At 75.7% G+C, this 13,046-nt stretch carries 9 protein-coding genes; 5 read left to right on the forward strand and 4 right to left on the reverse strand.

What is annotated here, in order from left to right; all coding sequences use genetic code 11:
* Positions 1-88 precede the first annotated feature (88 nt).
* The 5 genes from J0910_RS27650 to J0910_RS27670 all read left to right on the forward strand — a co-directional run bounded on the left by J0910_RS27650 (position 89) and on the right by J0910_RS27670 (position 7,357).
* Positions 89-631, forward strand: coding sequence for a (2Fe-2S)-binding protein (locus J0910_RS27650; protein ID WP_420161458.1), 543 nt, complete (start codon positions 89-91; stop codon positions 629-631).
* Complete coding sequence (locus tag J0910_RS27655) at positions 628-3,000, forward strand: xanthine dehydrogenase family protein molybdopterin-binding subunit (RefSeq protein WP_420161459.1); 2,373 nt, start codon at positions 628-630, stop codon at positions 2,998-3,000. Before J0910_RS27650 ends, J0910_RS27655 begins: the two co-directional genes overlap by 4 nt.
* On the forward strand, positions 2,997-3,845 hold the full coding sequence (locus tag J0910_RS27660; RefSeq protein WP_420161460.1) for an FAD binding domain-containing protein: 849 nt from the start codon (positions 2,997-2,999) through the stop codon (positions 3,843-3,845). Before J0910_RS27655 ends, J0910_RS27660 begins: the two co-directional genes overlap by 4 nt.
* 345 nt (positions 3,846-4,190) lie before the next feature.
* Positions 4,191-4,952, forward strand: coding sequence for an SRPBCC family protein (locus tag J0910_RS27665; RefSeq protein ID WP_420161461.1), 762 nt, complete (start codon positions 4,191-4,193; stop codon positions 4,950-4,952).
* 290 nt (positions 4,953-5,242) lie between these two features.
* A complete protein-coding gene (locus J0910_RS27670) occupies positions 5,243-7,357 on the forward strand; it encodes a serine/threonine-protein kinase (RefSeq protein ID WP_420161462.1) in 2,115 nt (704 codons plus the stop codon).
* Positions 7,358-7,451: 94 nt separating this feature from the next.
* Here J0910_RS27670 and guaA read toward each other — a convergent pair whose 3' ends face one another.
* The 4 genes from guaA to J0910_RS27690 all read right to left on the reverse strand — a co-directional run bounded on the left by guaA (position 7,452) and on the right by J0910_RS27690 (position 12,985).
* Positions 7,452-9,038, reverse strand: coding sequence for a glutamine-hydrolyzing GMP synthase (guaA, locus tag J0910_RS27675; RefSeq protein ID WP_420161463.1), 1,587 nt, complete (start codon positions 9,036-9,038; stop codon positions 7,452-7,454).
* A gap of 273 nt (positions 9,039-9,311) precedes the next feature.
* Complete coding sequence (locus J0910_RS27680; RefSeq protein ID WP_420161464.1) at positions 9,312-10,433, reverse strand: PP2C family protein-serine/threonine phosphatase; 1,122 nt, start codon at positions 10,431-10,433, stop codon at positions 9,312-9,314.
* On the reverse strand, positions 10,427-10,918 hold the full coding sequence (locus J0910_RS27685; RefSeq protein WP_420161465.1) for a methanogen output domain 1-containing protein: 492 nt from the start codon (positions 10,916-10,918) through the stop codon (positions 10,427-10,429). Before J0910_RS27685 ends, J0910_RS27680 begins: the two co-directional genes overlap by 7 nt.
* A 492-nt stretch (positions 10,919-11,410) precedes the next feature.
* Positions 11,411-12,985, reverse strand: a complete 1,575-nt coding sequence (locus J0910_RS27690; protein WP_420161466.1) for a succinic semialdehyde dehydrogenase — start codon at positions 12,983-12,985, stop codon at positions 11,411-11,413.
* Positions 12,986-13,046 lie beyond the last annotated feature (61 nt).

Here is a 13,046-nt window from a genome sequence, read left to right on the forward strand (position 1 = left end):
AGGTTGGTCGGTACTGTTCCGCGGCTACCCGCGCATCAGCGCTCCCCCGGTTGGTCTCCAGATCCACGACCCGGGAGGTCTCGGTCCCATGCCCGACATCCGCGTATCCGTCGACGGCGTGCGCTACCACGACCAGGTCGAGGCGCGCCGCCTCCTCGTCCACTACCTGCGTGAGGACATCGGCAAGACCGGCACCCCGATCGGCTGCGACACCAGCAGCTGCGGGGCGTGCACCGTCCTCGTGGACGGGCTGTCCGTGAAGAGCTGCTCGGTCCTGGCCGCCCAGGCCGACGGCAGCGAGATCCGCACCGTCGAGGGCCTGGCCCGCGACGGGCGGTGGCACCCCCTGCAGCGGGCGTTCCACCGCAGGCACGCCCTGCAGTGCGGCTACTGCACGCCGGGCATGCTGATGGCCTCCATCGACCTGCTCCGGGACAACCCCGACCCGAGCGAGGACGAGGTCCGCGAGGGCCTGGAGGGCAACCTGTGCCGGTGCACCGGCTACGCCAACATCGTCGCGGCCGTGCTGGACGCCGCGGCGGAGATGCGCGGCGAGGCCGGGGTGCCCCGGCAGAGTGCGCGCGGGGAGGCGCCGGCGGCGGCCGGCGCGGTGCAGGGAGGTGCGTCGTGACCGGCGCCCCGGAGGCCCCGGCCCGGCAGACCGGGCTGGCGCTGCCCCGCAAGGAGGACGCGCACCTGCTGACCGGCCGCACCGAGTGGACCGACAACATCGCGCACAGCGGCACCCTGCAGGTGGTGTTCCTGCGCAGCCCGATGGCGCACGCCCGGATCACCGGGATCGACGCCTCCCGGGCCGCGGAGATGCCCGGGGTGGTCTCGGTGCTCACCGGCGCGGACTTCGCCGGCGAGCAGGGCTCGCTGCCGTGCGCCTGGCCGGTCACCGACGACATCGTGCTGCCCGAGCACCCGCCGATGGCCGTGGAGGAGGTCCGCTACGTCGGCGAGGCGGTGGCCTGCGTGGTCGCCCGGGACGCGGCGAGCGCCGCCGACGCCCTGGAGGAGATCGACGTCGACTACGAGCCGCTCCCGGCGGTGCTGGACATGGAGCGGGCCATCGCCCCCGGCGCCGACCTGGTGCACGCGGACAAGGGCACAAACACCTGCTACGTGTGGCCGTTCGCCTCGGGCGACGTGGACGCCGCGTTCTCCGGGGCCGACGTGGTGGTCACCCGCCGGTACCGGCAGCAGCGGCTGATCCCCGCGGCGATGGAGCCGCGCGCGGTGGTGTGCCGGCCGGAGAACGGCGGGTACACCATGTGGTCGGCCACCCAGATCCCGCACATCCTGCGGCTGATGCTGGCGATGACCACCGGGATCCCCGAGCAGGACATCCGGGTGATCGCGCCGGACGTGGGCGGCGGCTTCGGCTCCAAGCTCCAGGTCACCGCCGAGGAGGTGCTGCTGCTCCTGCTGGCGCGGCGGCTCGGCGCCCCGGTGAAGTGGACCGAGACCCGGTCCGAGGGGTTCCAGACCACCCACCACGGCCGGGACCAGATCCAGGACGTGTCCATCGCCGCCGACGCCGACGGCAGGATCCGCGGGCTGCGCGTGCAGCTCCTCGCCGACATGGGCGCCTACCTGATGCTGGTCACCCCGGGGGTGCCGATCCTGGGCGCGTTCATGTACCCGGCGATCTACAAGATGGACGCCTACTCGTTCACCTGCACCGGGGTGTTCACCACCACGATGCCCACCGACGCCTACCGGGGCGCCGGGCGGCCCGAGGCGACCTACGCCATCGAGCGGATCGTGACCGAGCTCGCCGAGGAGCTCGGCATGGACCCGATCGAGCTGCGGCGGCGCAACTGGATCGGGCACGACGAGTTCCCCTACACCACGGTCGCCGGGCTCACCTACGACTCGGGGAACTACGAGGCGGCCACCGAGCAGGCCACCGCGCTCTTCGGCTACGACGGGCTCCGCGCCGAGCAGCGGCGCCGCCGGGAGCGCGGCGACCCGGTGCAGCTCGGCATCGGGGTGTCCACCTACACCGAGATGTGCGGGCTGGCGCCCTCCCGGATCCTGGGCGAGCTCAAGTACGGCGCGGGCGGCTGGGAGCACGCCGCGGTGCGGATGCTGCCCACCGGGAAGGTGGAGGTGGTCACCGGCTCCTCGGCGCACGGCCAGGGGCATGAGACGGCGTGGAGCCAGATCACCGCCGACCGGCTCGGGGTCCCGGTGGAGGACGTGCGGGTGCTGCACGGCGACACCATGGTCTCCCCGCGCGGCATGGACACCTACGGGTCGCGCTCGCTGGTGGTGGGCGGGTCCGCGGTGGTCCGGGCCTGCGACCGGGTGGTGGACAAGGCGCGCCGGTTCGCCGCGCACCTGCTGGAGGCCGCAGAGGACGACCTGGAGTTCTCCGGCGGGCGGTTCTCGGTGCGCGGCACCGAGCACCCCTCGGCCACCATCCAGGAGGTGGCTCTGGCCGCGTTCGCCGCGCACGACCTCCCCGACGGGGTGGAGCCGTCGCTCGACTCCGACGCCGCCTATGAGCCGTCCGACTTCTCCTACCCGCACGGCACGCACCTGTGCGCGGTCGAGGTGGACACCGAGACCGGCGGGGTGCGGATCCGCTCCTACACCGCGGTGGACGACGTCGGCACGGTGGTCAACCCGCTGATCGTGGACGGGCAGGTGCACGGCGGGCTGGCGCAGGGCATCGGCCAGGCGCTGTTCGAGGAGGCGGTGCACGACGCGGAGGGCAACCTGGTCACCTCGACCATGGCCGACTACCTGGTGCCGTCCGCGGCGGACCTGCCGGACTTCACCACCGACCGGACGGTGACGCCGTCCACCACCAACCCGCTCGGCGCCAAGGGGGTGGGCGAGGCGGGCACCATCGCCTCCACCCCGGCCGTGGTCAACGCGATCGTCGACGCGCTGCGCCCGCACGGGGTGCGCGACGTGCACATGCCGTGCACGCCGGAGCGGGTCTGGCGGGCGATCGCCGACGCGAAGGAAGGCGGTGCGCGATGATCCCGCCCCGTTTCGACTACCTGCGGCCCGGCACGGTGCCGGAGGCCGTGGACGCGCTGGCCGCCGACGAGGACGCCAAGGCGCTCGCCGGCGGGCAGAGCCTGGTGCCGCTGCTGCGGTTCCGGCTGGCCGCCCCCACCACCGTGGTGGACCTGGGCGGGCTGTCCGGGCTGCGCGGCGTGCGCGACGAGGGCGAGAGCCTGCTGATCGGCGCGATGACCTCGCACTACGAGGTGATCCGGGACCCGCTGGTGCGGGAGCACTGCGGGCTGCTCCCGATGGCGGCGCGGACCGTCGCCGACCCCGCGGTGCGGCACCGGGGCACGCTCGGCGGCGCCCTGGCCCATGCCGACCCGGCCGGCGACCTGCCCGCCGTCGCGCTGACCCTGGACGCCGAGTTCCTGCTGACCGGCCCGGACGGCGAGCGCTCCGTGCCCGCCGCGGAGTTCTTCGTGGACTACCTGACCACCGCGATGGAGCCGGGCGAGGTGCTGACCGGGGTGCGCTTCCCCAAGTACGGCGGCTGGTCGTTCCATTACGAGAAGTTCTCCCGGACCGCGCAGGCGTGGGCGATCACCGGGGTGGCGGCGGCGGTGCGGCCGGACGGCGGCGGGATCGCCGAGGCCCGGATCGGGCTGACCAACATGGGCCCGGTCCCGATGCGGGCGCGCGCCGCCGAGGAGGCCTGCCGGGGCGTCCCGGCCCAGGCCGGGGCGGTGCACGACGCGGCGGAGCGGGCCGACGAGGGCACCGACCCGCCGAGCGACCTGAACGGCCAGGCCGACTACCGCCGCCACCTGGCCCGGGTCCTGACCGGCCGCGCCCTGCTGGCGGCCGCCACCTGAGCGGGCGGGCCCGCGCTCCGGCCCGGAGGGGCGGCACGGCGCCCGGCCGGGCCGCCCCGCACCCGGAGCCGGCGGCCGAGCGGCCCGCGCATCCGCGCCGGAGGCCCGCGGCACCGCCCGCCCCCGGCCGGAGCCCGCGCTTTTCCGGGGCCGGGGCACCGGGTACCGGTTCCGGAGGCGGTGCGGGCGCGCCCGCGCCGCCCCGTGCCCCGGTGCCGGGGCGGCGGGGCCTCCGGCCGCCGGGGCGCCGGCTCGGGCGGGGGCGGAGGGCAGGACCGGGATCGAACGGCCCGGCCGGGCGCCGGCCGGGCCGGGGCAGGCGGCCGCTTTTCCGAGAGGAGTCCGATGAGCATCCGGCTTGAGCACCGGTTCACCGTCCCGGTCCCCGTCGAGGAGGCCTGGGACGTGCTGCTGGACGTGGAGCGGGTCGCCCCGTGCATGCCCGGGGCGACACTGGAGTCGGTCGACGGCGACGAGTTCACCGGCAAGGTGCGGGTGAAGGTCGGCCCGATCACGGTGACCTACCGCGGGCGGGCGCGGATCACCGAGAAGGACCCGCGGGCCCGGACCGTGCGCATCGAGGCCTCCGGCAAGGAGGCGCGCGGGTCGGGGACGGCGAGCGGGACCGTGCTGGCCCGGCTCTCCGACGCGGACGGGGGCACCGAGGTGGCGGTGGAGACCGACATCACGGTGACCGGCCGGGTCGCCCAGTTCGGCCGGGGCGTGATGGCCGACGTCAGCGAGCGCCTGGTCTCCCGGTTCGCCGACGGCCTCGCCGCGGAACTGGCCGGATCCGGCGGACCGGCGCCGGCCGCGGCGGCCCCTGTGGCCCCCGGGGAGCGCGGCGCGGAGGAGCCCGCGGCCGCCGGGGAGCGCGGCGCGGAGGAGCCCGAGCGGGCGGAAGGGGCGGGGAAGGCGGAGGAGCAGGCCGCCGCGGAGCGGACCCGGGCCGCGGCCCGCGCCTCCCGGGAGGCCGATCAGGAGGCCCTCGACCTGCTCCGGACCGCCGGGGTGCCGGTGCTCAAGCGGGCCCTGCCGATCCTCGCCGGGGCCGCCGTGGCGGTGCTGGTGCTGCGTCGGCTGCGCCGGAGGCGCCGCCGGGGCTGACCCCGGACGGGTAGCCCCGGACGGATGGGGCCCGCCCTTTCGGATCGCCGCCGGGGAGGCCCGCCCCGGGACGATGCTCCCGACGCGGCGGGGGTGCCGGCGCGCGCCGATGCCCCCGCAACGCCGAGGTCATCGGGGAGGAGCGGCCGGCGGGTGCTCTCCGCCGTCGGCCGTCCTTCTCCCCTCGGCGGCCCCAGGGGACGTGCGGAACGCCGCGAAGCGGTGCGAAGCTGGCTAGGATCGCTCCCGCACACCTGCGTCCCCCGCCCCCGTGAAGAAGGAAGTTCCGCATGGCTCCGGGCAGCGAACCGACCGGCGCGCCCCTCCCCCCCGAACTGAGGCCGCTGCGCGAGGAGGACCCGCGCCGGATCGGCCCCTACCGGGTGGCCGGTCGGCTGGGTCAGGGCGGCATGGGAACCGTCTTCGGCGCCATCGACGCCGACGGCCGGTGCATCGCGGTGAAGGTGGTCTCGCCCCGGCACGCCTCCGACCCGGCGTTCCGGGCTGCGTTCGCCCGCGAGGTGGAGCTGATGCGCCGGGTGGGCGGCGTGTGCGCCGTCGCGGTGCACGGCGCCGACACCCGGGCCGACCCGCCGTGGGTCGCCACCGACTTCGTCCCCGGCCCGACGCTCGGCGGCCACGTCCGGGAGAGCGGCCCGCTGGAGGACGAGATGCTGACCGCGTTCGCGGCCGGCACCGCCGAGGCGCTCGCCGCGATCCACGCCGCGGGGATCGTGCACTGCGACGTCAAACCGGGCAACGTGATCCTCTCCCCGGACGGCCCGCGGGTGCTGGACTTCGGCATCGCCCGCCCGGCCGCCTCCCGGCCGGACCCCTCCGGCGCGGTCTTCGGGTCGCCCGGGTGGGTCAGCCCGGAGCGGTTCCGCGGAGCGCCGCCGGCCCCGGCCTCGGACGTGTTCGCCTGGGGCGCGCTGGTGGCCTACGCCGCGACCGGCCGCTCCCCGTTCGCCGCCGACGACACCGGGGAGCGGCAGCGCCGCGCGGTGGAGGAGGACCCCGACCTGGACGGGGTGCCCGCCGGGCTGGTGCCGATGCTCCAGGCCGCGCTGGCCAAGGACCCGGCGCACCGCCCGGACGCGGAGTCCATCTACCGGGGGCTGCTCGACTACTCGGTCGCCGAGGACATCAGCGCGGTGCCCACCTCCGACCTGGCGGGCCGGCTGCGCGGGCTGCTCTCCGGGGTGTGGACCGGCATCGACGCCTCCTGGCACGACCCCCGGATGTGGGCGGCCGCCGCGGGCACCGCCGCCGCCGGGCTCGGCGCGGTCGCGGCCGGATCCGCCGCCGCGGGCGCGGCCGGAGCGGGCACCGGAGCCTCCGGCACCGCGGGCGCGGCCACCGGCGCCGCGGCCGGCACGGGGGCCGGAGTCGGGAGCACCGCCGCGGTGGGCGGCGCGGGCAAGCTCGCCGCCGTGGTCACCGCGGCGATCGTCGGCACCGTCGGGGTCGGCGTGGGCGGCCTGTTCGTGGCCCGCTCCGTCGCCGGCGAGGGCGCGCCGCAGGCCGAGGCCTCCCCGAGCCCGACCGCCCCGCCGACCCCGGAGGAGGCGGTGGCCGGGGTCATCGAGCTGTTCGAGACGGCCGAGTCGTACCACGCGGTGCTCGAGAACGAGAGCTCGCCCGACGACCCGGCGCCCCGCCCGGTCGAACTGTCGTACGTGCACCGCTCCGACCCCGACTTCTACCAGCGGCACAGCGGCGGCACGGAGGCGGTGGACGCCGTCTACGACGTCCACAACGACCGGAACCTGCAGTACGGGCCCGCCTTCGTCGCCGACTTCAGCCCCAGTTCGGACGGGAACTCCATCGAATCGGAGGAGGACGCGCGGGCCCCCGTCCTGCGGCCCTTCCGGGACCTCTTGGAGAGCATGGAGGTCCGGGAGGAGGAGACCACCGAGCTGGACGGCACCCCCGCGACCCTGATCTCCGGCGACTACCAGGGGAGCGAGCCCGACCCGAGGACCGGGGAGGACCGCCTCGAGGACCGGGCCTTCTCCCTCTGGATCTCCGAGCAGGGGGTTCCGCTGCGGCTGGAGTACACCAGGCCTGAGAGCCCGACCCCCTGGACCTGGACCTACAGCGCCTTCGACGGCGACCTGGACCGGTGGAACTGCGGCGCGGTCTCCGCCGCGCCCGCGGTCGACGAGGTCGTGCTCGTCGCGACCTCCCCGGACATCTCCTGCTCCGAGGGCCGCCCCGTCGTCGAGCGGTACCTGGAGACGCCCGAGGCTCAGGGGGGAGCCGCTCCCCCGGCCGGCTTCGAGGGATGGACGTGCACCTTCCAGCCCTCCGCCCAGTCCACCCGGACGAGCGCGGAGCTCGGCTCCTGCGCACCGGAGGGGGCGGCGCAGGGCGAGCGGCTCGCGATGATCCAGATGTTCTGACCCGGCGCGGCCCGGACCGGTTCCGGCGGCGCGCACGGGTCGGCCCCGGCGGGAAGGTTCCCGCCGGGGCCGTTCCGCGTGCGGCACGCGGCCGCTACTCCCACTCGATGGTGCCCGGGGGCTTGCTGGTCACGTCCAGGGTGACCCGGTTGATCTCGCGAACCTCGTTGGTGATCCGGTTGGAGATCGCGGCCAGCACGTCGTAGGGCAGCCGGGTCCAGTCCGCGGTCATCGCGTCCTCGCTGCTGACCGGGCGGAGCACCACGGGGTGGCCGTAGGTGCGGCCGTCGCCCTGGACGCCGACCGAGCGGACGTCGGCGAGCAGCACCACCGGGCACTGCCAGATGTCCCGGTCCAGGCCGGCCCGGGAGAGCTCCTCGCGGGCGATCGCGTCGGCCTCGCGGAGCACGTCCAGGCGGTCCCGGGTCACCTCGCCGATGATGCGGATGCCCAGGCCGGGGCCGGGGAACGGCTGGCGCCAGACCATCTCGGCGGGCAGGCCGAGCTCTTCGCCGACCCGGCGCACCTCGTCCTTGAACAGCTCGCGGAGCGGCTCCACCAGGGTGAAGGCGAGGTCGTCGGGGAGGCCGCCGACGTTGTGGTGCGACTTGATGTTGGCGGTGCCGGTGCCGCCGCCGGACTCCACCACGTCCGGGTAGAGCGTGCCCTGCACCAGGAACTCGACCTCTTCGCCGGCGGCGCCGCCGTCGGCGACCACCTCGCGGGCGGCCTGCTCGAAGACCCGGATGAACTCCCGGCCGATGATCTTGCGCTTCTCCTCCGGGTCGGTGACCCCGGCCAGCGCGGACAGGAACCGCTCCTGGGCGTCGACGACCTTCAGCCGGGCGCCGGTGGCCGCGACGAAGTCCTTCTCCACCTGCTCGGCCTCGCCCTTGCGGAGCAGCCCGTGGTCGACGAAGACGCAGGTCAGCTGGTCGCCGATGGCGCGCTGCACCAGGGCGCCGGCCACCGCGGAGTCCACGCCGCCGCTGAGCGCGCAGATCGCGCGCTTGCCGCCGACCTCCTCGCGGATCCGGGCCACCTGCTCGTCGACGATGTTGACCATGGTCCAGGTGGGGCGGCAGCCCGCGCCGTCGTAGATGAACCGGCGGAGCACGTCCTGGCCGTGCTCGGTGTGCATCACCTCGGGGTGGAACTGCACCCCGAACAGGCCGCGGCCGGTGTCCTCGATGGCGGCGACCGGGGCGCCCGCGGTGCTGCCCACGGTGCGAAAGCCCTCCGGGGCCTCGGTGACCGAGTCCCCGTGCGACATCCACACCGACTGGGCGGCGGGCAGGCCGCCGAAGAGCACCGAGTCGGTGCCCAGCTCGGCGTCGGTGCGGCCGAACTCGCTCAGCCCGGTCTTGGCGACGGTCCCGCCGAGGGTGGAGACCATGGCCTGGAACCCGTAGCAGATCCCGAAGGTCGGCACCCCGGTCTCGAACAGGCCGTCCGGGGCCTGCGGGGCCCCTTCGGCGTAGACCGAGGACGGGCCACCGGAGAGGATGATCGCCTTCGGCTTCTTGGCGAGCATCTCCTCGACGGGCATCGTCGAGGGGACGATCTCGCTGTAGACGTGCAATTCGCGCACCCGCCGCGCGATCAGCTGCGCGTACTGCGCGCCGAAATCGACGACGAGAACGGTGTCGAACGTGCTGTCGCCAGCACCGGCAAGGGACACGTAACGGCCTTCCCGCAGGTAGAGGTGGATCGTTACCAGTCTAAATCGTCGCCGCCGGACCCGGGACCGCGCCATCGGGCCCCGCCCCCGCCGCCTTCCGGGCGAAGGTCCGGGTCGGCGCTCCGCACCGCTTCCCCGTTGATCTTGGGGTCGCGGGGGTATCGGAGCGCTCCGGTACCCCCGCGACTCCAAGATCAACGAGGCGGCCCCACCGGGCGGCCGGCCGGTTCCGCGTCCTCCCGGACCGGTACCGGGTGCGGGGCCGGCGGCCGGTCAGAGGGCGGCGACCAGTACCGCGCGGTCGTCGGCGCGGCCGCCCTCGTCGGACCAGTCCATCACCGCGGAGCAGACCTCGGCCGGCTCCGCCCCTCCGTCCCCGCCCAGGCCGCCGAGGAGGCCGGCCAGGGCGCCGACGCCCTGGTCGATGGAGGCGCCGCGGCGCTCCACCACGCCGTCGGTGTAGAGCACCAGCAGGTCGCCGGGGGCGGTCCGCTTCCACCTGCGGCGGTGGCGCAGGCCCAGGGCGCAGCCGAGCGGCGGGTCGGGGCGGCCGGGAAGCGGCTCGCACCGGCCGTCCGCGCGGACCAGGATGGGCGGGACGTGCCCGGCGATGCAGTAGCAGAGCCGGGCGGCGTCCGGGTCGTGCACCGCGTAGGCCATGGTGGCCATCTCCTCGGGGAGGAACGCCTCGACGTAGCCGTCGATCCGGTCGGCCATCCGGTCCGGCCGGGCGCCGACCTCCAGCGAGCAGGCCCGCACCGCGCTGCGCAGCTGCGCCATGACCGCCGCCTCGGCCAGGCCGTGCCCGGCGACGTCGCCGATCACCAGCCCGGTCTTGGCGGTGCCCGCGACGGTGAAGGCGTCGTACCAGTCGCCGCCGACCTCCGAGCCGCGCGCGGTGGGCGCGTAGGCGGCGGCGACCCGCAGCCGGGTGGTGTCCACCCGCTCGGGCAGCAGGCTGCGCTGGAGGCGGAGCGCGGCGGCGTGCTCGTGCTCCAGCCGGGCGCGGAGCCGGCGCTCCCGGGCGCCGCGGGCGGGGGTGGTCCGGTCCGCTTCGCGGACCGGCACCAGGCGGACCTGGACGGCCGGGCCGCCGGTGCGCGCCCAGGAGGCGCGGGCTCCGAAGCAGTGGCAGCGCCGCGGGCGGCCGTCCCGGTCGATCAGGGCGAGCGAGCCGGCCAGCGGCCGGCCGGAGCGGGCCCAGCGGTGCAGCGTCTCCCCGACCTGCTCGGGGCCGTCCGCGGCGAGCCGGTACAGGTCGGCGCCGACCTCCGCGCCGGGGAAGAGCCGGCGCATCACCGCGTTCCGGCCGAGCACCTCGCCGTCCTCGGCGACCAGCAGCATCGGGTCGCTGACGGTGCGGGTGATGGAGCCGAAGAGGTCTCCGGCTAGCACGGGCCGTCCGCTCCCGGACCGTAGTACTCCTCGCCGGGGCCGTCGTCCGGGCCGGGGTGCAGGCTGATCTCGATCAGGCAGCGGGGGCGGCCGCGCGCGATGGTCTCGGCCAGGTCGACCCGGGCGTAGCCGGTGTGCCGGGCGGCGAGGTCGCCGGCCAGGCCGGAGGTCATGGTGCACAGCGCCTCGCGGCCGCGGACCCCCGCGCCGAACGGGCATGCCAGGTTGGCCAGCACGATCCGCTCGCCGTCGCAGGAGACCAGCCGGAGGTCGCCGTCGATGCCGCGGTAGAGGTCGATCAGGGCGGCCGCGATCCGCTCCGGTCCGAGGGGGCCGCGGGGGCGGTGCGGGCCGAGTTCGTCGCCCATCCGCTGGGCGGCCAGACCTATGTGGCCGGCGGCCTCCTCCGGGCCGATGGTCTCCTCCAGCGACGCCGCCAGCTCGACGAGCAGGCGGCGCATGAAGGCCTCCGTGTCCACGGGCACGGCCGCTTCCGCAGGCATGGCCCCTCCCCTCCCCGGCGATACCCAGAACGTAACGCGCCAGAGTGGGATCACGCAGGGTTTTCCGCCTTTTGGGCCGGACCACGGTGATCGCCGGAATCGGTACCCGCCCCGCGATCCCGGCGCGGGACCCGCAGGAGGGCCGCGCCGGACGCCTCCGCATCCGGAGAAGGGGCCCGGAAGCAGGGCGGGGACGCCCGGTACCGCCGGTCCGGCGGGGGCCGGCCGCGCCCGGCCGCGGTGCCCGGGGCCGGGAGGCGGAGCCGTCGGCGGAGAACGGCTCCCGGCTCCCGGGCAGCGGCCGCCGGACCCCTGAGAGGCTTCCGGGGTGTCCGGCCGGTCGCCCGGTGGGGCCCCGCCCCGCGCGTACCCGGCCGCGGCACCGGGGCCGGGGCCGGCCGCGGGGGCGGCCCCGGGCAGCGGCCTGCGGCGGGGAAGGAGCCGGGCCGCCCGTTCCGGCCGGGGCGGGCCGGGTCAGCGGATGCGGAAGCGCTTCATCAGCCGGGCGCCGGTGGTCATCAGGCCGGCGAGCCGCTCGTAGTCCATCCCGGGGGGACCGCCGAAGCCGATGATGTGCTGGCTGGCGATGGTCTGCGGCTCGGTGAACCGGAGCAGCCCCTCGTCGCCGTGCCGGCGGCCCAGGCCGGACTTCTTCATCCCGCCCATCGGGCCGCCGTAGCTGGCCCAGGCGGCGGCGAAGCCCTCGTTGACGTTGACCGTCCCGGACCGGATCCGCTCGGCGATGCGCCGGCCGCGGCCGGTGTCGCGGGTCCACACGCTGGCGTTGAGCCCGTACTCGGTGGCGTTGGCCAGCCCGATCGCCTCGTCGTCGTCGGAGTACCGGTAGATCGAGACCAGCGGGCCGAAGGTCTCCTCGGCGCAGGCGGACATGTCCGGGTCGACGCCGGTCATCAGCGTCGGCTCGTAGAACAGCGGGCCGATGTCGGGGCGGGCCCGGCCGCCGGCGAGGATCTCGGCGCCCTTGGCGCGGGCGTCGTCCACGTGCTGGACGACCCGGTCGAGCTGCCGCCGGTAGGTGAGCGAACCCATGTCCGGGGCGTAGTCGAAGGAGGTGCCCAGCCGCATCGCGGAGACCGCCTCCGCGAACCGGGGGACGAACTCGTCGTAGAGCGCGTCGTGCACGTACATCCGCTCGGTGGAGATGCACAGCTGGCCGGCGTTGCTGAAGCAGGACCGGATGGCGCCCTCGACGGTCCGCTCGACGTCGGCGTCGTCGCAGACGATCATCGGGTTCTTGCCGCCGAGCTCGGCGGAGCAGCCGATCAGCCGGGCGGCGGCGCGCTGCGCGATCTGCGCGCCGGCCCGGGTGGAGCCGGTGAAGGCGACGTAGTCGGCGAGGTCCACCAGGGGGTCGCCGATCTCGGCGGGGTCGCCGAGCACCGGGATCCACAGGTCCTCCGGGAGGCCGGCCTCGACCGCCAGGTCGATCGCCCACAGCGCGGTGAGCGCGGTCTGGGTGTCCGGCTTGGCGACCACGGCGTTGCCCGCGAGCAGCGCGGGGACGGCGTCGCTCACCGGAAGCGACAGCGGGTAGTTCCACGGCGTGATGACGCTGACCGCGCCCTTGGCCTGGTGGTGCACGTAGGACCGGGTGGCACCGGGGATCGCGCCGGGGACGCGGCGGCGGCGCAGCAGCGCGGGGGCGCGGCGGGCGTAGTGCAGCGGGCCGGCGGCGGCGTCGTAGACCTCCTCGAAGGCGTGCCGGCGGGCCTTGCCGGTCTCCCACTGCACGATGTCGAGGATCTCGGTCTGCCGGTCCAGCACCAGGTCGTGGAAGCGGAGGAAGACGGCGGCGCGCTCGGCCGGGGTGCGCTCGGCCCAGCCGGCCCGGGCGGCGCGGGCCCGTTCGAAGGCGGTGGCGACGTCATCGGCGGTGGAGAGCGGAAGCTCCGCCAGGGGCTTGCCGGTGAACGGCGCCTCGGTGGTCGCGGTGGCTCCGGAGGAGCTCTGCACGCGGCGGGTGAGTCCGGAGATCAGGGCGGGGTCGAGCGCGGGCGGCTCCGCGGTCTGCGGCGTGGCGTTTCCCATGACCGCACCCTAGTCCAGCGCCCCGCACATGACTACCGGTCGGTAACACCGAGATTCCGCA

It is taken from the genome of Nocardiopsis oceanisediminis (assembly GCF_048595525.1).
GTDB lineage: Bacteria > Actinomycetota > Actinomycetes > Streptosporangiales > Streptosporangiaceae > Nocardiopsis_A > Nocardiopsis_A oceanisediminis.